This window comes from Erwinia persicina (genome assembly GCF_014838825.1).
In the GTDB taxonomy this organism is placed as follows: Bacteria; Pseudomonadota; Gammaproteobacteria; order Enterobacterales; family Enterobacteriaceae; genus Erwinia; species Erwinia persicina_A.
Map to the genome: position 1 here is coordinate 13144 of NZ_JACYMO010000008.1, position 22560 is coordinate 35703.

19 protein-coding genes are annotated in these 22560 nt (G+C 56.3%); 13 read left to right on the top strand and 6 right to left on the bottom strand.

Annotated features, from left to right (window positions below; translation table 11 throughout):
• Positions 1–44 precede the first annotated feature (44 nt).
• From msrQ to acuI, 3 genes are all read right to left on the bottom strand, one after another.
• Positions 45–659, bottom strand: a complete 615-nt coding sequence (msrQ, locus tag IFU29_RS17025) for a protein-methionine-sulfoxide reductase heme-binding subunit MsrQ (RefSeq protein ID WP_191934975.1) — start codon at positions 657–659, stop codon at positions 45–47.
• 1 nt (position 660) lies between these two features.
• Positions 661–1665: a protein-methionine-sulfoxide reductase catalytic subunit MsrP gene (msrP, locus tag IFU29_RS17030; protein ID WP_191934976.1), complete on the bottom strand. Its 1005-nt coding sequence runs from the start codon at positions 1663–1665 to the stop codon at positions 661–663.
• Positions 1666–1796: 131 nt separating this feature from the next.
• On the bottom strand, positions 1797–2774 hold the full coding sequence (acuI, locus tag IFU29_RS17035; RefSeq protein WP_191934977.1) for an acrylyl-CoA reductase (NADPH): 978 nt from the start codon (positions 2772–2774) through the stop codon (positions 1797–1799).
• 224 nt (positions 2775–2998) lie between these two features.
• On the opposite strand from acuI, the gene csrD reads away from it, so the two are divergent.
• The 8 genes from csrD (at position 2999) to tldD (ending at position 15548) form a co-directional block, all read left to right on the top strand.
• Positions 2999–4948: an RNase E specificity factor CsrD gene (gene csrD / locus IFU29_RS17040; protein WP_191934978.1), complete on the top strand. Its 1950-nt coding sequence runs from the start codon at positions 2999–3001 to the stop codon at positions 4946–4948.
• A 312-nt stretch (positions 4949–5260) separates the two neighbouring features.
• The gene (mreB, locus tag IFU29_RS17045; protein ID WP_003855260.1) at positions 5261–6304 is read left to right on the top strand and encodes a rod shape-determining protein MreB; all 1044 of its coding nucleotides are present in this window, start codon (positions 5261–5263) and stop codon (positions 6302–6304) included.
• A 69-nt stretch (positions 6305–6373) separates the two neighbouring features.
• Positions 6374–7408, top strand: a complete 1035-nt coding sequence (mreC, locus tag IFU29_RS17050; RefSeq protein WP_191934979.1) for a rod shape-determining protein MreC — start codon at positions 6374–6376, stop codon at positions 7406–7408.
• Complete coding sequence (gene mreD, locus IFU29_RS17055; protein WP_062744512.1) at positions 7405–7893, top strand: rod shape-determining protein MreD; 489 nt, start codon at positions 7405–7407, stop codon at positions 7891–7893. The genes mreC and mreD overlap by 4 nt, the downstream gene beginning before the upstream one ends.
• 9 nt (positions 7894–7902) lie before the next feature.
• A complete protein-coding gene (locus tag IFU29_RS17060) occupies positions 7903–8496 on the top strand; it encodes a Maf family protein (protein WP_191934980.1) in 594 nt (197 codons plus the stop codon).
• Positions 8486–9955: a ribonuclease G gene (gene rng / locus IFU29_RS17065; protein ID WP_191934981.1), complete on the top strand. Its 1470-nt coding sequence runs from the start codon at positions 8486–8488 to the stop codon at positions 9953–9955. Before IFU29_RS17060 ends, rng begins: the two co-directional genes overlap by 11 nt.
• Before the next feature lie 159 nt (positions 9956–10114).
• Complete coding sequence (gene yhdP, locus IFU29_RS17070; RefSeq protein ID WP_191934982.1) at positions 10115–13918, top strand: AsmA2 domain-containing protein YhdP; 3804 nt, start codon at positions 10115–10117, stop codon at positions 13916–13918.
• A 184-nt stretch (positions 13919–14102) separates the two neighbouring features.
• Positions 14103–15548: a metalloprotease TldD gene (gene tldD, locus IFU29_RS17075; RefSeq protein WP_191934983.1), complete on the top strand. Its 1446-nt coding sequence runs from the start codon at positions 14103–14105 to the stop codon at positions 15546–15548.
• A gap of 82 nt (positions 15549–15630) precedes the next feature.
• Here tldD and aaeR read toward each other — a convergent pair whose 3' ends face one another.
• Positions 15631–16545 carry an HTH-type transcriptional activator AaeR gene (gene aaeR, locus IFU29_RS17080; RefSeq protein ID WP_191934984.1) on the bottom strand — a complete coding sequence of 305 codons (915 nt, stop codon included), beginning with the start codon at positions 16543–16545 and terminating at the stop codon, positions 15631–15633.
• Between the two features lie 280 nt (positions 16546–16825).
• Between aaeR and aaeX the strand changes: the two genes are divergently transcribed.
• From aaeX to IFU29_RS17105, 5 genes are all read left to right on the top strand, one after another.
• On the top strand, positions 16826–17029 hold the full coding sequence (gene aaeX / locus IFU29_RS17085; protein WP_062744506.1) for a p-hydroxybenzoic acid efflux pump operon protein AaeX: 204 nt from the start codon (positions 16826–16828) through the stop codon (positions 17027–17029).
• Between the two features lie 7 nt (positions 17030–17036).
• Entirely contained in the window at positions 17037–17969 is a 933-nt protein-coding gene (aaeA, locus tag IFU29_RS17090; RefSeq protein WP_191934985.1) for a p-hydroxybenzoic acid efflux pump subunit AaeA, read from the top strand.
• Between the two features lie 13 nt (positions 17970–17982).
• Positions 17983–19941, top strand: coding sequence for a p-hydroxybenzoic acid efflux pump subunit AaeB (aaeB, locus tag IFU29_RS17095; RefSeq protein ID WP_191934986.1), 1959 nt, complete (start codon positions 17983–17985; stop codon positions 19939–19941).
• 139 nt (positions 19942–20080) lie between these two features.
• Entirely contained in the window at positions 20081–21535 is a 1455-nt protein-coding gene (locus IFU29_RS17100; protein ID WP_191934987.1) for an NAD-dependent succinate-semialdehyde dehydrogenase, read from the top strand.
• 37 nt (positions 21536–21572) lie between these two features.
• Positions 21573–21842: a barstar family protein gene (locus tag IFU29_RS17105; RefSeq protein ID WP_191934988.1), complete on the top strand. Its 270-nt coding sequence runs from the start codon at positions 21573–21575 to the stop codon at positions 21840–21842.
• A gap of 82 nt (positions 21843–21924) precedes the next feature.
• On the opposite strand, the gene yhcN (IFU29_RS17110) is transcribed toward IFU29_RS17105, so the two are convergent.
• A complete protein-coding gene (gene yhcN / locus IFU29_RS17110; RefSeq protein ID WP_191934989.1) occupies positions 21925–22188 on the bottom strand; it encodes a peroxide/acid stress response protein YhcN in 264 nt (87 codons plus the stop codon).
• Between the two features lie 92 nt (positions 22189–22280).
• Positions 22281–22550, bottom strand: coding sequence for a peroxide/acid stress response protein YhcN (yhcN, locus tag IFU29_RS17115; protein WP_191934990.1), 270 nt, complete (start codon positions 22548–22550; stop codon positions 22281–22283).
• Between the last annotated feature and the right edge of the window lie 10 nt (positions 22551–22560).

The window sequence follows — 22560 nt, forward strand, 5'->3', positions numbered from 1 at the left end:
AAAAAAGGCGTAGTTGATTGCTGAAGATGCGGGGCAGGACACAGTTATCGGCTGCGGCCAGGCAACCATTTACGCAGTTTTTTGTATCGCCATGCCAGCAAGATCCCGGCAATTAACGCATAAATCCACGGCTGGGGCGACAGGGTTTTGACGGACCAGAGATAATGAACCGGTGCCAGTATGGCCACCAGATAGACGGCATTATGCAACGTCTGCCATTTTTTCCCCAGTTTACGCTGCGCACGCTGGAAGGAGGTGGCGGCCAGCAGGAGCAGGATCGCCCAGCAAATAATCCCGAGTGTCAGGTAAGGACGTGAGATCAGCTCCGATCCCAGCAGGCCAAGGTTGCTGATCCCGAGCTCCAGCAGGGAATAGCTCACCAGGTGGAGCGTGGCCCAGGCAAAACACCATAAGCCCAGCAGGCGGCGTACGCGGATCAACAGTGGCTGTTTACCGTAGCGTGCCAGTGGTGTCACGGCCAGAGAGGCCAGCAAAAACTTCAGCGCCATTCTGCCGGTGAAATGCTGGATATCTTTTGCCGGGTCGGTGCTGAACCAGCCCTGATCGATCGACAGCAGCAACCACAGCAGCGGCAAAAAACCCGCCAGGTGCAGTAGCACTTTTAAGCCCGTAATCTGTTTCAGCGACAGGCGGACCATCTCAGAAGTTCTCCCGCAGATCGAGCCCACGGTAAAGAGAAGCCACCTGGTCGGCATAGCCATTAAACAGCAGGGTAGGCTGTCGTTTCACATCCAGAATACCGCCTGAGCCGATAAAACGTTCCGTTGCCTGCGACCAGCGCGGATGGTCGACATGCGGATTCACATTGGCAAAGAAACCGTATTCATTGCCGGCAAGCTGATTCCAGGTCGTGGGCGGCATATCTTTAACGAGAGTGATTTTGACAATCGATTTGATGCCTTTAAAACCGTATTTCCAGGGAACGGTCAGGCGGATCGGTGCCCCGTTTTGCGGAGGCAGTGCTTTACCGTAAACGCCGGTGGTTAGGAGCGTCAACGGGTGCATTGCTTCATCCAGTCGCAGTCCTTCAACATAAGGGTAATCCAGGCCTCCGCCGATAAAGCGATCCTGCTGGCCGGGCATCTGGTCCGGGGCATACAGCGTCTGGAAGGCCACATAACGGGCATTGCTGGTGGGTTCAGCCGCCTTAAGTAACTTACCCAGCTCAAAGCCAATCCACGGGACAACCATCGACCAGGCTTCCACGCAGCGCATACGGTAGATGCGTTGTTCCTGGGGGAAGCGCTTAAAAATATCATCCATATCCAGCGTCATGGGTTTTCCCACTTCGCCGCCAATCTCTATTTTCCAGTCGGTCGTTTTCAGCGTGCCGGCGTTAGCGGCCGGATCGGCTTTATCCAGTCCGAATTCGTAGAAGTTGTTATAGCCGCTGACTTTATCTTCCGGCGTCAGGGCGAGGTCAGACTGATACTGCGGCGGCTTGGTGAAATCGAGAGGCTTGCCCGCCGGGGCCGGGGGACGGTCGTTGCCCTTAAACCAGGACAGCACGTCCGCGCGGGCCGCGGTCGGCAGTGAAAGGGCCGCAGCGCTCAGGCCAAGGGTCTTGAGCAGCGTTCTGCGGCGGGTATTAAAAATGCTTTCCGGCGTGACATCATTTTCAGTCAGTTTATTAATGGCTTTCATCGGCGACCCTTGCACTTGGTGGGGTAATAATGTTGAGCATGGCGCAGAGCCGGACAATACGCTAATTGTGGGCGAAAAATGTGAAATTTCCTGGATGCCTGCCCCTGCCGTCAGGCCGGGGCAGGCCGGGATCAGCGGATGCGTACCAGCGTGCGCCCGGTGCTCTGGTTATTCAGAAGTTTTTCGGCGGCGGAGGCCGCTTCGGTCAGGGGAACCTCTGTCGTCGCCTGTTGATAAAATGCGGGGGGCAGGGCTTTTACCAGCCGCTTCCAGGCGTCACGACGGCGCGGTGCCGGCGTCATTACCGAATCCACACCCTGCAGACGAACGTTGCGCAGGATAAACGGCATTACGCTGGTGGGCAGGGCAAAGCCACCAGCCAGGCCGCACGCCGCTACCACCCCGCCGTAATTCATCTGCGCCAGTACGCTCGCCAGCACCCGATCGCCCACGGTATCCACGGCTCCGGCCCAGCGCTGCTTTTCCAGCGGCCGGGATTCCGCGCTAAACGTACTGCGCGGCAGCACCGCCTGTGCGCCGAGCTGAAGCAGATAATCATGAGTGGACTCGCGCCCGCTGACGGCAACCACGCGATAACCCAACGCACTGAGCAGCGCCACGGCAGTGCTCCCAACGCCCCCGCTGGCACCCGTCACCAGCACCTCACCGCTCTCTGGCGTAATACCGCCTTCCTCCAGCGCCATGACACACAACATGGCAGTAAAACCGGCCGTGCCGATAATCATCGCCTTGCGCCCGTCCATGCCTTCCGGCATGGGGACCAGCCAGTCAGCATTAACCCGCGCCTGTTCGGCCAGCCCCCCCCAATGATTTTCACCTACGCCCCAACCGGTTAACAGTACCTGCTGACCACTGTGGAAACGGGGATCGCTGCTGGTATGCACTTTACCGGCGAAGTCGATGCCCGGCACCATCGGGAACTGGCGGATAATTTTTCCCTTTCCGGTGATCGCCAGGGCATCTTTATAGTTAATGCCGGACCAGTCGATATCGACGGTCACCTCGCCTGGGGGGAGGCTGTCTGCGCTTATCATCTTCACGGTCGCGGTGGTTATACCTTCTGCCTGCTCCAGAACCAGTGCCTGCATGAGAATCTCCTGAAATAGTGGGGGTATTAATTAAAATAGGACTTAACGGGACTATACTCCTCAAAATCCGGTTTTATCTGACGCCGGGCAAGCAATCGGACGGTGGGGTGTGGTATTTTTCTCCACCGGCGCTTACCGGCAAAGGCTTTTATCTGGTCATTAACAATACGGTTGCGGTTCGTTGTTAATGATGTCCCGACTACCGCAGCTATATGGGCACAAGGATGCGATTAACCACCAAGCTCTCTGCGATTATTACCCTGCTGTGTTCACTGGCCATGTTACTGATGCTGGTGGGCAGTGTGCTCAGTTTCTTTTACCTCAGCAATCAGAGGGCAGAACATCGGATCCAGCGGATGGCTGACGATGTTGATACGGCGTTACAGACTCAGTCACCCCAACAGATTGAGCAGTGGCTCAGCCATGTGATGAATCCCCTGCAAATCGAACATATCGTGATGGAGCAGGGCGGTAAGCGTCTTTTTCAGGTGACCCGCCGTCAGCAGCCGCTGCTGGATGATGAACCCAATCGCTACCGCGAAATGCACCTCCCTCTCTCCCGGCACCCTGAGATGACGCTGCGTGTCCAGTGGGTCGATTCAACCCGTACCTGGTTTTCCTCCTTAATCGGTACAACCAGCCTGTCGCTGATGCTGGGCGTCGTGGTGATTATGACTTTGCTGCTCTTCCAGGCCCGCCGCTGGCTTAACCGACAGCTGCAGGGTATGGAGCGCCTTGAGGAGCGGGCAGGTGCCATCATCAAGGGGGAACGCCTGACCGTCAGGCCCGGCTCTGTCCACGAGTGGCCCGCGAAAGCCAGCAGCGCCATTGACCTGCTGCTGGCCGACTTAAAAGAGGCCGGTGAGCAGCACAACCGTATTGATACGCTGATCCGTTCCTTTGCGGCACAGGACGCCCGTACCGGCCTGAATAACCGCCTGTTTTTTGATAACCAGCTCACCACGCTGCTGGAAGATCCTGAGGCCGTAGGCACACACGGTATGGTGATGATCATCCGCCTGCCGGACTTCGATACCCTGCGCGAACGCTGGGGCCACGCCCAGGTACAGGAGTATCTGTTTGCGCTGGTCAATATGCTGTCGACGTTTGTGCTGCGCTATCCGGGGGCTTTACTGGCACGTTATTTTCGCAGTGATTTTGCGGTGCTGTTGCCGCACCGCAGCGTGAAAGATGCCGACAGTATCGCTTCACAGCTGATCAAAGCGGTTGATACCCTGCCCTCCACGCGCATGGTGGATCGTGAAGACATGATCCATATCGGCATCAGCGGCTGGCACAGCGGCCAGACCACCCAGCAAGTGATGGAAAATGCCGAACTGGCAACCCGTCAGGCCACGCTGCAGGGGGGGAATAACTGGTCAGTGGGAGAAGGGGCGCAGCAGGACTTTGCGCGCGGCAGCGTGAAGTGGCGCACTTTACTGGAAAATACCCTGAATCGTGGCGGGCCAAGGCTCTATCAGAAACCTGCGGTGAACGCGAAAGGCGAGGTCTATCACCGCGAAATGATGCCGCGCATCTTCGACGGTGAAAAAGAGCTGCTGGCGGCGGAGTATCTGCCCATGATGCAGCAGCTGGGGTTGGCCGAACGCTATGACCGTCAGATGGTCAAGCGTATCCTGGCGTTGATCGCGCTGTGGCCGGAGGAAACGCTGGCTATCCCCCTGACACTGGATGCTTTATTGCAGCGTTCCTTCCAGAACTGGCTGCGCGACAGCTTGCTCCAGTGCACTAAATCACAAAGAAAACGTATTTTATTTGAACTTGCGGAAGCGGATGTGTGTCAACACATCAGCCGTTTAGAGCCGGTGTTCCGATTACTCTATGGTTTCGGCTGTAGCGTAGTGGTCAATCAGGCGGGTCTGACCGTGGTCAGTACGGCGTATATCAAGCAGTTCCAGGTGCGGCTGATCAAGCTTCATCCTGGTCTGGTGCGTAATATCAACCGTCGCACTGAGAACCAGTTGTTTGTGCAGAGCCTGCTTGAAAGTAGTAAGCAGACTTCTACCCAGGTTTTTGCCGCTGGTGTTCGCTCACGCGAAGAGTGGCAAACGCTGGTGGAGCTGGGTGTTACCGGGGGACAGGGCGACTTTTTCGCGCCCTCGCAGCCGGTGGACAGCAGCGTGAAAAAATATTCGCAAAGATATCGAGTTTAGTCTCACGTCAGCCAGGTTTTCACGTAGAATACCCGGGCGATAGTGGTTCGAAGCGGCTTTCTCGCCGGCCGAGGCGAAACTGAACTGTTAATGTTTATGTATGTTATGTCCGCCAGATTGTCCAAAACCCGTGCAGAACGCCTGATTACTGGCGTCTGCGGCGCCATCTGCAGACCAGGTTGTGACGCTGGCGCGAGATAGCATGATTTTTCACCGGAGCAGAACGTTTTTGCGCCTTGTCGCTGCTTCGTGTGGTTGGTAAAGTAAGCGGATTTTATTTTCCGCCCCCAGCTTGCAGGATTATCCTTTAGTATGTTTAAAAAATTCCGTGGCATGTTTTCCAACGACTTGTCCATCGACCTGGGTACAGCCAATACCCTGATTTACGTGAAAGGGCAGGGCATTGTGCTGAACGAGCCTTCCGTCGTTGCTATCCGTCAGGATCGTGCCGGCTCCCCAAAGAGCGTAGCGGCAGTCGGTCATGACGCAAAACAGATGCTGGGGCGTACGCCCGGCAATATCGCAGCTATTCGCCCAATGAAAGATGGCGTTATTGCCGACTTCTTTGTGACCGAAAAAATGCTGCAGCACTTTATCAAGCAGGTCCACAGCAACAGCTTTATGCGCCCAAGTCCGCGCGTGCTGGTGTGTGTGCCCGTGGGAGCGACCCAGGTTGAGCGTCGTGCCATCCGTGAATCGGCACAGGGTGCCGGTGCGCGCGAAGTGTTTCTGATTGAAGAGCCGATGGCCGCCGCTATCGGTGCTGGCCTGCCGGTATCTGAAGCAACCGGTTCCATGGTCGTGGATATCGGTGGCGGTACTACGGAAGTCGCGGTGATCTCGCTAAATGGCGTGGTTTACTCCTCTTCCGTACGTATCGGTGGTGACCGCTTCGATGAAGCGATCATTAATTATGTGCGCCGTAATTACGGCTCTCTGATTGGTGAAGCCACCGCAGAGCGTATCAAACACGAAATCGGTTCCGCCTATCCGGGTGACGAAGTCCGCGAGATAGAAGTGCGCGGCCGTAACCTGGCGGAAGGGGTTCCGCGTGGTTTTACACTGAATTCCAACGAAATTCTGGAAGCGCTGCAGGAGCCGTTAACCGGTATCGTGAGCGCGGTCATGGTCGCACTGGAGCAGTGCCCACCAGAGCTGGCGTCTGATATCTCAGAGCGCGGTATGGTGTTGACGGGGGGTGGCGCACTGTTGCGTAACCTTGATCGTCTGCTTATGGAAGAGACCGGTATCCCTGTTGTCGTCGCAGAAGATCCCCTGACCTGCGTTGCACGCGGCGGTGGTAAAGCGTTGGAAATGATTGACATGCACGGCGGCGATTTGTTCAGCGAAGAATAATCTGCCTGAAGGAGTGCCGGGGCGCTGCCCGCACTCCTTTTTCATGTTGTCGAGGAAAACGCCGAGTTTATGAAGCCGATGTTCAGCAGGGGACCTTCCCTGCAGTTACGCTTATTTTTAGCGGTTATAGTGGCAATAGGCGTAATTGTTGCCGACAGTCGAATGGGGGCTTTCTCCCAGATCCGCACCTATATGGACACTGCAGTCAGTCCATTCTATTTTTTGGCCAACGGGCCGCGTAAAATTCTGGACAATGTTTCTGAAACATTGGCCTCCCGCCAGCAGATCGAACTGGAAAACAAAGCCTTACACCGTGAGCTGATACTGAAAAACAGCGAACTCTTGATGTTGGGTCAGTTCAAGCAAGAGAATGCCCGCCTGCGTGAGCTGCTGGGTTCACCGCTGCGTCAGGACGAGCAAAAAATGGTGACTCAGGTGATCTCTACGGGCACCGATCCTTACACCGACCAGGTCGTCATCGACAAAGGCAGCGTTAACGGCGTTTACGAAGGCCAGCCGGTGATCAGTGATAAAGGCGTGGTGGGTCAGGTTGTGGCGGTAGGAAAAATCACCAGCCGCGTACTGCTGATCTGCGATGCTTCCCACGCCCTGCCGATCCAGGTCCTGCGTAATGATATCCGCGTGATTGCCGCCGGTAACGGGTGTACCGAAGATCTGCAGCTTGAACATCTGCCGGGTAATACCGACATTCGCGTCGGCGACGTGCTGGTGACCTCCGGTCTGGGGGGACGTTTCCCGGAAGGATATCCTGTTGCTGTTGTGTCCTCTGTGAAGGTGGATACACAGCGTGCTTACACCGTTATTCAGGCCCGACCTACCGCCGGTCTTCAGCGTCTGCGCTATCTGCTGCTGCTGTGGGGCGCGGATCGCAATGGCTCCATGCCGATGGCCCCGGACGAAGTCCATCGTGTCGCTAACGAACGTCTGATGCAGATGATGCCGCAGGTACTACCCCGCGCCAGCGAAATGGTTGGGCCTCCGGCTCCTCCGACGACAACCTCTGCCCCGGCTGCGGGGGCAACGGCTCCGGAAACGGGTGCTGCACCTGTCCGCCAGCGTGCCGTGCGCGGGGGCCAGCCTTGAGTAGCTACCGCAGCCACGGGCGTTGGGTGATTTGGCTCTCTTTCCTTGTCGCTCTTGTGCTGCAAATTATGCCCTGGCCGGAAGAGTTATTGATGTACCGTCCGTCATGGCTGTTGCTGATCCTGATCTACTGGGTGCTGGCGCTGCCGCACCGGGTGAATGTCGGGAGCGGATTTGTGATGGGATCTATAATGGATCTTATTTCGGGTTCGACGCTCGGCGTCCGCGCTCTGGCGTTCAGCATTGTTGCCTATCTGGTGGCATTTAAATTTCAGCTCTTTCGTAATCTGGCGTTGTGGCAGCAGGCCCTGATGGTGATGGTGCTGTCCCTGGCGATGGATGTCATTGTGTTCTGGTCTGAGTTCCTGGTGATTAACGTCTCCTTCCGTCCGGAAATATTCTGGAGTAGCGTCGTTGACGGTATTCTCTGGCCCTGGCTGTTCTTACTGATGAGAAAAATCCGCCGCCAGTTCGCCGTACAATAAAGGACAATTATGCTTTCCCTGTATCTGGCTTCTGGCTCGCCACGACGTCGCGAACTGCTGACGCAGCTGGGCCTGACTTTCGAACGCCTCGCTAACGAGGTCGAAGAGACGCGTTTGCCTGGCGAAACGGCAGAGCAGTATGTTCGCCGTCTGGCGCGGGATAAAGCCCGGGCCGGTGTGGCCGTGGCAGAAAGGGATCTCCCGGTACTGGGGGCGGATACGATTGTGGTCCTCAATAACCAAGTGCTGGAAAAACCCGCCGATGCTGAGTCGGCCACCGCCATGCTGAGCATGCTCTCCGGCCAGACCCATGAGGTGATGACGGCCGTTGCCCTGGCTGACCGCCAGCGAACGCTGGAATGTCTTGTCGTCACCGAGGTGACCTTCCGCACCTTAACGCCAGAAGACATTGCGAATTATATTGCCAGCGGTGAGCCTATGGATAAAGCCGGGGCTTATGGCATTCAGGGGTTGGGCGGCAACTTTGTCAGAAAAATTAACGGAAGCTATCACGCGGTTGTGGGACTGCCTCTGGTGGAAACAGCCGAACTGTTTAGCCACTTCCAGTCGCTGCGTGAAGTGAGAGGCCAAAATGACAGCTGAATTACTGGTGAATATTACGCCGTCAGAAACCCGTGTGGCTTACATCGACGGTGGCATTTTGCAGGAAATCCACATCGAGCGTGAAGCGCGTCGCGGCATTGTCGGTAACATTTATAAAGGCCGTGTCAGCCGTGTCCTTCCCGGCATGCAGGCCGCGTTTGTGGATATTGGTCTGGAAAAAGCCGCGTTTCTGCACGCGTCCGATATCATGCCGCACACCGAATGCGTCGCGCGCGACGAAAAGAAAAACTTTATCGTGCGCGATATCTCCGAACTGGTGCGCCAGGGGCAGGATCTGATGGTACAGGTGGTGAAAGATCCGCTGGGTACCAAAGGGGCGCGACTGACGACCGATATTACTTTGCCGTCACGCTATCTGGTCTTTATGCCGGGAGCTTCACATGTGGGCGTCTCACAGCGCATTGAAAGCGAAGCCGAGCGCGATCGCCTGAAAGCGGTGGTGGCGGGCTACTGTGATGAGCTGGGTGGCTATATTATCCGCACGGCCGCAGAGGGTGTGGGTGAAGATGAGCTGGCGTCTGATGCAGCCTTTCTGAAGCGCCTGTGGACCAAAGTGATTGAGCGTAAGAAACGCAATCAGACCCGCTGTCGTCTGTATGGCGAGGTTGCGTTGTCGCAACGCATCCTGCGCGACTTTGCCGGTGCCGCACTGGACCGTATTCGCATTGACTCACGTCAGACCTTTGAGCATCTGGTGGAGTTCACCGGTGAATATATTCCAGAGATGACCGCGAAGCTGGAGCTGTACACCGGAAAGCAGCCTATTTTTGATCTGTTCGATGTGGAAAATGAGATCCAGCGTTCGCTCGATCGCAAAGTCGAATTGAAGTCAGGCGGGTACTTGATCATCGATCAGACCGAAGCCATGACCACCATTGATATCAATACCGGGGCATTTGTCGGCCACCGCAATCTTGAAGAAACCATCTTCAATACTAATATTGAAGCGACGCAGGCCATTGCCCGCCAGCTGCGCCTGCGTAATCTTGGCGGTATCATTATCATTGATTTCATCGATATGAATAACGATGAGCACCGCAGGCGCGTGCTGCACTCACTGGATCAGGCGTTAAGCAAAGACCGGGTGAAAACCGGGGTCAACGGCTTCTCGCAGCTGGGGCTGGTTGAGATGACGCGTAAACGCACACGCGAAAGTATTGAGCATGTCCTCTGCCAGGACTGCCCGGTCTGCAAAGGACGTGGCACGCTCAAAACGGTGGAGACCGTCTGCTACGAGATTATGCGCGAGATCGTGCGTGTGCATCATGCCTATGACTCCGATCGTTTCCTGGTTTATGCCTCTCCATCCGTGGGAGAAGCCCTGAAGAGTGACGAATCTCACGCGCTGGCTGAGGTGGAAATCTTTGTCGGCAAACAGGTAAAAGTACAAATTGAGCCGCTTTATACGCAGGAACAATTTGACGTGGTCATGATGTAATTGCAGCGTGTTTATCCCGGTTATACGCTAATAAAGCGTACTAAGCTGGGGTAAACTGAAAATAACGGCTTGAACTGCCTTGTCGGGTCTTGCTTGCGGGACAACCAACCGATTTTTAGTGACTGACTATCCGTTGCAGCGGAAGACAAGGAGAGGTGTGTGAGGCAATTGCCCAGAATTTTGCTACTAACAGGCGCAACATTGGTTGTGGTGACTGCGCTATTGGTTAGTGGCTTACGTCTGCTAATGCCACACATGAATAGCTGGCGCACGCCCATTCTTGAGCAGGTTTCTGCTGCTGCGGGGCTAAAGATAGAGGCCAGTTCCCTTGAAGGTCGGTGGGAAAATTTTGGCCCGCGCCTGGAAATAAAAGATATTCAGGCGGACTTCCCCGATGGCGGTGGGCTGAAAATACAGCGTGTCACGCTGGCACTGGATGTCTGGCAGTCTCTCCTGCACCTGCGCTGGCAGTTTCGCGATCTGACCTTCTGGCAGCTTAATCTGGTGACCAACACGCCGCTTACGGGTGGCAATAAACAACAGCCAGATTTTCAAACGGAACGGCTGAACGATCTCTTCCTGCGTCAGTTTGACCATTTCGACCTCCGCGACAGCCAAATCAGTTTTGTCACGCTGTCCGGCCAGCGTGCCACGCTGGCCATTCCCCAGCTCTCCTGGCTGAATGAAGAAACCCGACACCGTGCGGAAGGACTGGTCAGCCTGTCCAGCTTTACCGGCCAGCATGGCGTAGTGCAGCTGCGGCTGGATCTCAGCGACAAAAACGGTTACCTCAGTACCGGACGGGTCTGGATGCAGGCCGATGATGTGGATGTGAAGCCCTGGCTGGGGCAGTGGATGCGCGATAATACCAGTCTGGAAAGTGCCCGCTTCAGCCTCGCGGCCTGGATGAGCGTCGAAAACGGCGATATACACGGCGGCGATATCTGGCTGAAGAAAGGGGGAGCTAACTGGCTCGGTGACAGACAACCACACCACCTCAGCGTGGATAACCTCACGGCGCACGTCAGCCGTTTTAACGGCGGCTGGAATATCAGCGTCCCGCAAACGCGGTTTATTACCGACGGCAAACCCTGGCCGCACGGGCAGTTCTCCCTGCTGTGGCTGCCGGAAAACCCACAACTGCCAGGCCCTGATCACAGTCAGGAAGTGCGGGTGAGGGCGACCGATATTGATCTTGAGCGTCTTGAACCGCTGATCCCACTGTTTGCCAAACTCTCTCCTCAACTGCTGGAAAACTGGCGTTCTTTGCAGCCGCGCGGCCAACTTGATGCGCTGGCGCTGGATGTGCCCCTTCAGCAGCCGGAACGGACGCGCTTCCAGGCGCAGTGGCGGGATCTGAGCTGGCAGCAGTGGAAAATTGTGCCGGGCATGGAGCATTTTAACGGGACGCTGGCGGGCGGCGTGGCCGACGGGCGCATGGCGTTCACGTTGCATCAGGCGACCCTGCCCTACGGCGATATGTTCCGTGCTCCGCTGGAGATCGCCCGGGCTACGGGCGCCATCAGCTGGCAGTACGGTGAGCAGGGGCTGACACTTTCCGGGCAGCAGCTTGACGTTCAGGCTCGCTCACTGTGGGCGCGCGGCGACTTCCGCTACCGGCAGGCGAAAGATCAGCCGCCCCAGCTTGATATTCTCGCTGGCATTAACCTGACTCATGCCGGTGATGCCTGGCGTTATTTCCCGGAACCTTTGATGGGGACGTCGCTAACGGACTACCTCAGCGGGGCGCTGAGAGGCGGACAGGTACAGAATGCGACGCTGCTTTTTGCCGGTGATCCGCAGCAGTTTCCGTTCAAACATAATGACGGCATGTTTGAAGTCGCCGTGCCGCTGCGTCAGGCAACCTATGAGTTTGAACCCGGCTGGCCTGCGCTGGAAAACCTGAATATTGACCTCGACTTCGCGAATAACGGCCTGTGGATGCGCGCGGCAGAGATTAAGCTGGGGGAGGTTAACGGCCATAACATTTCGGCCGTGATCCCTGACTATCTGAAGGAGAAACTGATTATTGACGGCGAGATCAGCGGCGGTGGGCCGCAGATCCGCGACTACTTTAATCAGTCTCCGCTAAAATCTTCGTTAGGCGCGGCGCTTGATGAGCTGCAAATCGGCGGGGATGTTAGTGGTCGCTTACATCTCGATATACCGCTGGATGGCAAGGACGTCCGGGCGACGGGCGATGTGAATTTTGCACATAACTCGCTGCTGATTAGGCCGCTCGATACCCAATTTGACGCGCTGACCGGGCACTTTACCTACGATAACGGCGACCTGAAAAGCGATGCCATGACCGCGCGCTGGTTTGGCCAGCCCGTCGGCGTCAGTTTTAACACCCGTGAAGGTGAAAAAGAGTACCAAATCGGTGTGGATCTCAATGCAGACTGGCAGCCAGGCACAATGACCGCTCTCCCGGAGGCTGTGCGTAAAAAGCTGGGCGGTAACCTGCCGTGGCAGAGCAACGTGCTGGTGACATTACCGCATACGGGGGGAGCCCGTTATCAGATTAATATCGACGGCGATCTGAAGAGTGTGAGCAGTCACTTACCTGCACCGCTGGATAAAAAGAGCGGTAGCGCGCTTCCGGTTAAGGTTATGGCAAAAGGCAACCTGAACAGCGTTGAGGTGAGTGGTTCGGTCGGCGATCGCCACCGGTTTAACAGCCGCTGGCTGCTGGAAAAGCAGCTGAAGGTTGACCGGGGCATCTGGGAAAACGATGCGAAACAGACCCCGGCGCTGCCAGATCACAGCGGAATGGTGCTCAATCTACCTGCCCTTGACGGTGAGGCCTGGCTTGGCCTGCTGGGGGCGGGGACCGGCATCGGCGGGGGGGGGAAATCTGGCACGACCATGCTGCCGGGCAATATCCGCGTACATACCCCGTCACTGACGCTGGCCGGTCAGCAATGGGAAGATCTTACCGCCACCCTGACTCAGAGTGTCGCCGGCGAGATGACTGCCAGCGTTGAGGGCAAGACCATCAGCGGTTCTCTGGTCACCCAACAGAAAGGTCCGTGGCTGGCTAACCTGAAATATCTTTATTACAACCCGCAGTGGGACAGCAAAGGGACGTCTTCACCCCTGCCGACGGATGCCAGTGCGGTGAACTTTAGCCGCTGGCCTGCGCTGCGGCTGAACTGTGAGGAGTGCTGGCTGCGTGGCCAGAAGTTTGGCCACATCAGGGGGGCGCTGACGCCGTCCGGTGATACGCTGAAGTTAGAGAACGGGCTGATTGATAGCGGTAATGCAAAGCTGACCGTTAACGGCGAATGGGTGAACCAGCCGGGCCAGCAGCGGACGTCACTGAAAGGCGTGCTAAGTGGCAAAAAAATTGATGATGCAACGAACTGGTTCGGCGTCAGCTCACCGCTGCGCGACTCACCGTTTAAGTTTGAGTATGACCTGCACTGGCAGTCTGCTCCCTGGCAGCCGTCGGAAGCCTCGCTAAGCGGCGTGTTAAAATCGCATCTTGGTGCCGGACAGATAGCTGATGTCTCAACCGGGCGGGCCGGACAGCTTCTGCGTCTGGTCAGCTTCGACTCGCTGCTGCGTAAGTTGCGCCTCGATTTCAGCGACACCTTCAGTCAGGGTTTCTACTTTGATTCTGTTAACGGTACGGCGTGGATTGAAAACGGTGTGATGCACACCGATAACCTGCTGGTGGACGGGCTCGAGGCTGATATTGCCATGAAAGGTAAGGTTGATCTGGTGCAGCGGCAGATTGATATGGAAGCCGTGGTGGCACCGGAGATTTCGGCCACCGTCGGCGTAGCCACGGCCTTTGCGGTGAACCCGGTGATTGGTGCCGCGGTCTTTGCCGCCAGTAAGGTACTCGGGCCGCTGTGGAGCAAAATTTCCGTGCTGCGTTACCATATCAGCGGGCCGATAGATAAACCCAAAATTGATGAAGTCCTGCGCAAACCACGCGACACTGGCAGTAAGTGAGTTTGACGTAGCCGCTGTATTGCCTCAGGCTGTCACTATCCTTCATCTTTCACGCTGCTGGCGCGTCGGCTGCTCTTTACTCCCCGGTCACTTACTACGGTAAGCGACCGGTCGCCGCCGTCCTGCACCCTGAAATCTATCGGGTATGATTGATGGTGAAAGTACCCACACAGAGTGAGAATTCATGAGTCTGAATCTGGTAAGTGAGCAGTTACTAACTGCTAACAATATTAGTCAAAGCGCCCTTTTTTCCATCCTCGGCCAGCTTTCCGAGCGCAAGCTGGACTATGCCGACCTTTATTTTCAGTCCAGCTACCATGAATCCTGGGTACTGGAAGATCGCATTATTAAAGACGGCTCCTACAATATCGATCAGGGCGTAGGCGTGCGTGCCGTCAGCGGCGAAAAGACCGGCTTTGCCTATGCCGACCAGATCACGCTGAATGCGCTGCATCAGAGCGCAACGGCTGCCCGCAGCATCGTGCGTGAGCAGGGCAACGGCCAGTCGCGGACGCTGGGTGCGGTCATCAACCGGTCGTTGTACCCGGCACTCGATCCCCTGCAGAGTCTGTCACGGGAAGAGAAAATCGCGCTCCTGCACCGCGTCGACAGCGCGGCTCGCGCCGCTGATAAACGCGTGCAGGAAGTGTCTGCCAGCCTGACCGGCGTGTATGAGCTGATTCTGGTTGCCGCTACTGATGGCACTCTGGCCGCCGATGTGCGTCCGCTGGTGCGCCTTTCGGTCAGCGTACAGGTGGAAGATAACGGTAAGCGTGAGCGCGGTGCCAGCGGTGGCGGCGGGCGCTTTGGTTACGAATTCTTCCTGGCCAATGAAGACGGTGAAGTGCGGGCCGATGCCTGGGCGCGTGAAGCGGTGCGCATGGCGCTGGTGAATCTGAATGCAATCGCCGCTCCGGCGGGCACCATTCCGGTTGTGCTGGGCGCGGGCTGGCCTGGCGTGCTGCTGCATGAAGCGGTCGGTCACGGACTGGAAGGCGATTTTAACCGTCGGGGAACGTCAGTCTTTAGCGGTCAGATGGGCCAGCTGGTGGCTTCCGAGCTGTGCACCGTGGTGGATGATGGCACCATTGATGGCCTGCGTGGATCGCTGGCCGTGGATGATGAAGGCGTACCGGGTCAGTACAATGTCCTGATTGAGAACGGGATCCTGAAAGGTTACATGCAGGATAAGCTCAATGCCCGCCTGATGGGTGTGGCACCGACCGGTAACGGTCGCCGTGAGTCTTACGCGCATCTGCCGATGCCCCGCATGACCAACACCTATATGCTGGCAGGAAAATCCACCCCACAGGACATTATTGAAAGCGTCGAGTACGGCCTGTATGCGCCAAACTTCGGCGGCGGACAGGTGGATATCACCTCCGGTAAGTTCGTTTTCTCCACCTCAGAGGCCTATCTGATTGAAAACGGTAAGGTGACGAAGCCGGTGAAAGGCGCAACGCTTATCGGCTCCGGCATTGAGGCGATGCAACAGATATCGATGGTGGGTAACGATCTGGCGCTGGATAAAGGCGTCGGCGTCTGCGGTAAAGAGGGCCAAAGCCTGCCGGTTGGCGTCGGCCAGCCAACCCTGAAGCTGGATAAACTGACCGTAGGCGGCACCGCTTAATCCCGGGCGGAGCGGAAAAAGGTCTGCCCCTGCCACTGAATTCAGCGCAGCGGGCGATCTTTTTTTCGGTCGCCCCGGCAGCTTATTTACGAAATTCCTGGTAAATCTCCGCCACCTTATCGAAATAGTCCGTCAGATAGTTGATACACACCTGCACCTTGAGCGGCAGCTTATCCTTTTGCGTATATACAGCGTACACCGGGCGCGGCACCGACTGATAATGGGCAAACAGGATCTCTACCCGCCCTGCGTTAATTTCATCAATAATCCACATCAGCGGCACATAGGCGATGCCGGTGCCGGACTTCAGCCAGCGGATCAGCGTCTGAGAATCATTGGTGGCAAAACGGCCCTGAGGTGAAAGGCGGATCGAGGTTCCTTCCGGTGAGGTCAGCTCAAAGTCGTTATCCGGGCGGACGCTGTACTGCAGCCAGGAATAGTTACTGATATCCGAGGGCTTCTCAGGCGTGCCGAACTGAGCGAGGTAGCTTTTTGCTGCACAGACCACCATCGGCATAGAGCCTAAGCGTTTCGAAAAAAGGCTGGAGTCCTGAAGCGCACCGACGCGGATCACCAGATCAAGCCCGTCGGCAATCAGGTCAGGTGCCGGGATGCCGGTCACCAGATTGACCGTCAGTCCGGGGTACTCTTTCAGCATCTCTTCGGTCATCGGGGCCAGCAGGTTTTGCGACATCGTCGACGAGCTGCCGATGCGCAACGTACCGATGGGCGTATTATTAAAGGCCCACAGCTGTTCATGTACCTGCTGCGCTTCGGACATCATGCGCCGGCAGCCCTGGAAGTAGATCTTCCCGGCCTCGGTCAGCCCCAGGCTGCGCGTACTGCGATTAAGCAGTTTCACCTGCAGCTCATTTTCCAGTCGGGCCACAATCTGGCTGACGGCCGATACGCTCAACTGCATATGCTGTGCCGCTGCCGTAAACGAACCCAACTCAACCACTTTGGCGAAAACGGTCATGCCCTTTAATCTTTCCATTATTAACTCTGGCTTAAAAGTGATTTAGATCACATTTGGTAGATAACTTATAGTCAGCCGCGTTACTATAGCATCGTCGGGTTATCGTTCCCTCACCCCATTCCCTTTAAATGCGGGCTCACTGAACAGGCTATTATTCAATGAGCTTCGGTGCTGATGCGTCTCTTCAGTCGACTTGTCGATGAAACATCATAAACCTGCATACCTTTCCGCGTGGTTAACGGGAGAGGCGTGAGCGGTGAGTGCGGGTGGCCTGGTCAGGTATTTATAAGGATAAGAGATGAGTGTGCTACCCGTTGTTGTGGTGTTCGGGATGTCATTCCCCCCCATTTTTTTTGAAATTATAGTGTCACTGATGGTGTTCTGGCTGGTGCGACGTCTTATTACCCCAACCGGGATTTACGATCTTGTCTGGCACCCGGCACTGTTTAATACAGCATTGTACTGCTGCCTGTTTTATCTGGTATCCCGATTGTTCGTCTGAGGTCATCGTGAAAGCTCTAACAAGAAAAATCTCCCGTTTCGCCATTACCCTGCTGCTGGTGATCATCGCCGTTGTCCTGATTTTCCGCGTGTGGGTGTTTTACACCGAATCCCCCTGGACACGTGACGCTAAATTTACGGCCGATGTGGTGGCGATTGCCCCTGATGTCAGCGGCCTGATTACCGATGTCCGCGTCCATGACAATCAGCTGGTGCAGAAAGACCAGGTACTGTTCACCATTGACCAGCCGCGCTACCAGAAAACCCTGGAAGAGGCGGAGGCCGACGTGGCCTATTATCAGGCTGTGCTGGGTGAAAAGCGTCGTGAAGCATCTCGCCGTAATAAGCTGGGCGTCTCAGCCATGTCGCGCGAGGCGATTGACCAGGCCAATAATGACTATCAGACGACAGAGCATCAGCTGGCGAAAGCGGTGGCCACGCGTGACCTGGCGAAGCTGGACCTGGAGCGTACGGTCGTTAAAGCCCCGTCTGCGGGCTGGATAACTAACCTGAATGTTTATACCGGTGAGTTTATTACCCGAGGGTCGACCTCCGTGGCGCTGGTGAAACAGAATTCGTTTTACGTGCTGGCCTATCTGGAAGAGACCAAGCTGGATGGCATCCGCCCGGGCTACCGGGTTGAGATTACCCCCCTGGGCAGCAACCACGTGCTGCACGGGTCGGTCGACAGTGTAGCTGCAGGCGTGACCAACAGCAGCAGCACCGTTGACAGTAAAGGGATGGCCACTATCGACTCTAATCTGGAGTGGGTGCGTCTGGCGCAGCGCGTGCCGGTGCGTATTCATCTTGACCAGCAGCCGGGTAACCTTTATCCGTCAGGGACCACCGCGACCGTTGTGGTTACCGGGGCCAGGGATCGCCAGGATAAAGACCGTTCACCGCTGATGCAGCTGATGCATCGTCTGCGCGAGTTTGGTTGAGGCGGGGCCGGTTATGCAGTGGTATCGTCTGCGCTTTCCCATCAAACTGACCTTTGCCATTCTGCTGGCGCTGATTGTCGGATTTGAGTTCAATCTGGAAACCCCTCGCTGGGCGGTGATGACCGCCGCCATCGTGGCCGGGGGGACGGCTTTTGCCGCCGGAGGCGATCCCTTCTCCGGTGCGCTGCGTCATCGCGGTATGCTCCGTATTATCGGTACCTTTATTGGCTGTATTGCCGCGGTAGCGATCATGGTAGCCACTATTCGCGCACCGGTGGTGATGCTGCTGCTCTGCTGCATCTGGGCGGGCGTTTGCGTGTGGATCTCCTCGCTGATGAAGGTGGAGAACTCCTATGCCCTGGGGCTGGCGGGTTACACAGCCCTGATTATCGTGGTCAGCGTTGATGCTAACGGGTCGCTGCTGCTGGCCCCACAGTTTGCCGTTGAGCGTTGCAGTGAAATTATCATCGGCATTGTCTGCGCTATTCTGGCCGATATGCTGTTTTCACCGCGTTCCATTAAGCAGGATATTGACCGTGAAATTGATGCCCTGCTGGTGGAACAGTACCGCCTGATGCAGCTCTGCGTGGCTCATGCTGATAAGGATGAGGTCGATAAATGCTGGGCAGGTCTGGTGCGCCGTACCACCGCCCTGAACGGCATGCGTAATCATCTGATGATGGAGGCGGGACGCTGGCAAAAAATTGACCGGCGTCTGCGGGTGATGAACACGCTGTCGCTGACGTTGATCACCCAGGCGTGCGAGACCTTCCTGATCCAGAACACCCGCCAGGAGTATGTTCCCAGCCAGTTTCATCTGTTTTTCGAAAAACCGGTAGAAAATATCACTGATATTCATCAGCGGATGAAGGTGATGCGTCGGGTGATCGCCGCCAGCGGCAGCAAGAATACGCCGACGACGATCCGTTCCTGGGTGGGCGCGGCCAGCCGTTACCTCCTGTTGCTTAAAGGCGTACACACCAACAGCAGTATCAGCCGTATGGAAGAAGAGATACTGAACGCGGAGCCGGTGGTAAAAATGCGCTCGGCGGAAAGCCGTCACGCCCTGGTCAACGGACTACGCACCTTTGTTGCTATCGCGGTGGGCTCCCTGTTCTGGCTGTGGACGGGCTGGACATCCGGCAGCGGGGCGATGGTGATGCTGGCTGTGATCACCTCTCTGGCTATGCGTACACCGAATCCGCTGATGGTGGCGAAGGACTTCCTGTACGGTATGATTGTCGCCATCCCGCTGGGGTCTCTCTATTACATGGTGGTGATGCCTGGTACGCAGCAAAGTATGCTATTGCTGTGTATTGCCCTGGGCCTGATCGCCTTTATCTGCGGTATTCTCATCCAGCGGCGTCAGATAGGGACGCTGGGCGCGCTGGTCGGAACCATTAATATCCTGACGCTGGATAATCCGATGAAATTTGAAGTCAGCCTGTTCCTCGATAGCGCACTCGGCCAGGCGATCGGCTGCTTTGTGGCGCTGCTGGTGATCCTGCTGATACGCGATACGTCAAAGGAGCGGGTTGGCAGAACGTTGCTGAATCGTCTGATGTATGCGGCGGTGTCTGCGCTAACGACCAACTCCGCACGACGCAAAGAAAATCATCTGCCCGCGCTCTATCAGCAGCTCTTTATGCTGCTCAATATTTTTCCCAGCGATATCGATAAGTACCGTCTGGCGCTGACGCTGATTATCGCCCATCAGCGCATGCGGGATGCTGATGTGCCGGTCAACTCAGACCTTTCAGCCTTTCATAAACAGATGCGCCATACCGCTGATCGCGTTATTTCGGCGACGAGCGAGGGGAAAAAACGGCATTACTTCGAGCGTCTGCTGGCTGATTTTGGGGTTTACCAGCAAAAGCTGGTGCAGTATGAGGCACCTGTCAGTGTCACCGAGCCGGTAGCTCGGCTGGCTGCAGTGCTAAAAAAATATCAGAATACGCTGATCCGGATCTGAATAAGCCGCTGGCAGCGCCCGCTGCCAGCATTTTTTGCCGTCACATTCCCGCCACCCATGCCATTACGTCATAAAACGACCGTCGTTTGCCATCTATACTTATTCTCAGGCAAATAATACCCCTATCAGGAGATGAGTCATGGCCCTCTCAACGCTTAAGGATAACGAACTTTTTCAGACAGGTTTTCTGGTGGACGGCGTCTGGCAGCAGGCGGCCAGCACCTTTGATGTCTTAAACCCGGCGACGGGTGATGTCATTGCCCGGGTGGCAAAAGCGGGTAAAACGGAAACTGAGCAGGCTATCGCCGCCGCCGCGGCGGCTTTCCCCGCCTGGCGCGCTAAAACGGCCAAAGAGCGTGCAGAGATTTTGTACCGCTGGTATCAGCTGATGATTGAGCATAAAGCCTGGCTGGGTCAGTTGATGACCGCCGAACAGGGTAAGCCGCTGAAAGAGGCAGAGGGTGAAGTTGAGTATGCCGCCAGCTTTATTCAGTGGTTTGCCGAGCAGGCAAAGCGGGCCAATGGTGAAATTATTCCCCCGGCTAAGGCCGGTAGCCGGATTTTTGCCACCCGTGAGCCCATTGGCGTAGTGGCGGCTATTACCCCGTGGAATTTCCCGATGGCCATGCTGACCCGTAAGCTTGGCCCGGCGCTGGCGGCAGGCTGTACCGGTATTATTAAGCCCGCAAATAACACGCCGCTGTCTGCCTTTGCCCTGCTGGCGCTGGCGAAAAAGGCGGGGGTTCCAGACGGTGTGCTGAATGCGGTGGCGGGGGATACGCAGGCCATCAGCGATGCGATCATGGCCAGCCCGATTGTGCGCAAGATCTCCTTCACCGGTTCTACGGAAGTGGGCAAGCTGCTGATGAGAAAGGCGGCAGACACGCTGAAGAAAGTGTCCATGGAACTGGGCGGCAACGCTCCCTATATCGTTTTCGATGACGCAGATATTGATGCGGCCGTTAAAGGTGCCATCGCCAATAAGTTCCGCAATGCCGGGCAGGTATGCGTCAGCGTCAACCGCTTCTTTATTCACAACAGCATATATGACCGTTTTGTCAGCCAACTCGCCGCTGAAGTGGGCAAGCTTAAAGTAGGGAATGGCATGGACGACGGGGTGATCGTCGGTCCGCTAATAGAGACATCTGCACTGGAAAAAGTGGAAGAGCACGTCAATGACGCAGTAGCAAAAGGCGGCAGGGTGGTGACGGGCGGTGCGCGGCACGCGCTGGGCGGGAATTTCTGGCAGCCGACCGTGATAGCCGAAGCCAGTGAAAGTATGAAGCTGGCGCAGGAGGAGACCTTCGGGCCGGTAGCCGCCTGCTTCCGTTTCGATGAAGAGGATGAGGTGATCCGCCGCGCTAACGACACCGAGTTTGGTCTGGCCGCCTATTTTTATACCCGAGATTTGCAGCGGGTATTCCGCGTGTCCGCCGCGCTGGAAAGCGGTATGGTGGGGATCAATGAGTGCGCAGTCTCTACCGAGCTGGCCCCGTTTGGCGGCGTCAAAGAGTCGGGGCTGGGACGTGAAGGGTCGGTGCTGGGACTGGACGAGTTTATGGAAGTGAAAGCCCTGCATCTTGGCGGGCTTTAGCCCGGTGAACGGCGAGGTGTCCTGCGGAGCAGTCAGTATGAGAAAAGAGTGTTTTGATTTTAACGAAATTGTCGATCAGGCCCATTTCTACCGTCAGTTCAGCGAACGATTCGGGCTGACGGCTGGGGGGATCGCTGACCTGGACAGCCTTTGGGATGCCATTATTCAGCCACGCATACCTTTGCCACTGGAAATAGAGTTTATTCATCTGGGTAGTGGCCAGAAGCGGCGTTACGGTGCGTTGATCCTGCTGTTTGATGAGGCAGAAGAGGAGCTGGATGGTCAGCTGCGCTTTAATGTCCGATAACCAGAAATAAAAAGGGCCCCGGCGAACGGGGCCAAAAAGTTCGTCTGGCCTGCCCATGATGGGGCTGGCTGTCGACGAGGAATTACTTATAGAGCTCGGCAGTGGCGTGCCAGCTGTCCTGATTACGCGCTTCAATAATGCGATAAGCGTGAGCACCTTCACTATCAGCCTTCGCTGACAGCTGCTGACGGATATCAGATGGCGTACCCGCCACGCCGCTTAACGTAATTGTCCCCGCAGATTGCAGATTTTCAGCCTGCTGGCTGTTCACCAGCTGTGCAGCAGATGCGCCAGCGCTGATGACGGATAGCAGACCCAATGCAGCGATGGTTGTTTTCATTTTCATTTTAATCTCCTCATTGTGACCAACAACCTGCGGATTCAATATCATGACCGCAGTCATGTCACGGCCGGGCGTTTCAGGCACCCGATACGGTGTTATTTATACAGCTGGGCAGTGGCGTGATAGTTATCGCCGTTACGCGCTTCGATGATGCGATAAGAGGTTGCACCCTGACGATCGGCTTTTTCAGAAAGCTGATGGCGGATATCCATTGGCGTTCCGGCAATACCGCTCACGCTCACGGTACCCACCGCTTGCAGGTTCTGGCTGGCAACCTGATCATTGGTTACCAGGTTTGCGGCAGCGGCACCGAATGAGAGAACAGAAGCAAGACCTAACGCAGCGACAGTAAATGTGGTTTTCATGATAAAGACT

Bases quoted from the DNA above. Each gene is read 5' to 3' on its own strand.
- yhcN (WP_191934989.1), bottom strand. From the start codon at position 22,188: ATGAAAATGAAAACAACCATCGCTGCATTGGGTCTGCTATCCGTCATC.
- IFU29_RS17105 (WP_191934988.1), top strand. From the start codon at position 21,573: ATGAGAAAAGAGTGTTTTGATTTTAACGAAATTGTCGATCAGGCCCAT.
- mreB (WP_003855260.1), top strand. From the start codon at position 5,261: ATGTTTAAAAAATTCCGTGGCATGTTTTCCAACGACTTGTCCATCGAC.
- msrP (WP_191934976.1), bottom strand. From the start codon at position 1,665: ATGAAAGCCATTAATAAACTGACTGAAAATGATGTCACGCCGGAAAGC.
- msrQ (WP_191934975.1), bottom strand. From the start codon at position 659: ATGGTCCGCCTGTCGCTGAAACAGATTACGGGCTTAAAAGTGCTACTG.
- acuI (WP_191934977.1), bottom strand. From the start codon at position 2,774: ATGCAGGCACTGGTTCTGGAGCAGGCAGAAGGTATAACCACCGCGACC.
- rng (WP_191934981.1), top strand. From the start codon at position 8,486: ATGACAGCTGAATTACTGGTGAATATTACGCCGTCAGAAACCCGTGTG.
- IFU29_RS17100 (WP_191934987.1), top strand. From the start codon at position 20,081: ATGGCCCTCTCAACGCTTAAGGATAACGAACTTTTTCAGACAGGTTTT.
- aaeR (WP_191934984.1), bottom strand. From the start codon at position 16,545: ATGGAAAGATTAAAGGGCATGACCGTTTTCGCCAAAGTGGTTGAGTTG.
- aaeX (WP_062744506.1), top strand. From the start codon at position 16,826: ATGAGTGTGCTACCCGTTGTTGTGGTGTTCGGGATGTCATTCCCCCCC.
- tldD (WP_191934983.1), top strand. From the start codon at position 14,103: ATGAGTCTGAATCTGGTAAGTGAGCAGTTACTAACTGCTAACAATATT.
- IFU29_RS17060 (WP_191934980.1), top strand. From the start codon at position 7,903: ATGCTTTCCCTGTATCTGGCTTCTGGCTCGCCACGACGTCGCGAACTG.
- csrD (WP_191934978.1), top strand. From the start codon at position 2,999: ATGCGATTAACCACCAAGCTCTCTGCGATTATTACCCTGCTGTGTTCA.
- mreC (WP_191934979.1), top strand. From the start codon at position 6,374: ATGAAGCCGATGTTCAGCAGGGGACCTTCCCTGCAGTTACGCTTATTT.
- yhcN (WP_191934990.1), bottom strand. From the start codon at position 22,550: ATGAAAACCACATTTACTGTCGCTGCGTTAGGTCTTGCTTCTGTTCTC.
- aaeB (WP_191934986.1), top strand. From the start codon at position 17,983: ATGCAGTGGTATCGTCTGCGCTTTCCCATCAAACTGACCTTTGCCATT.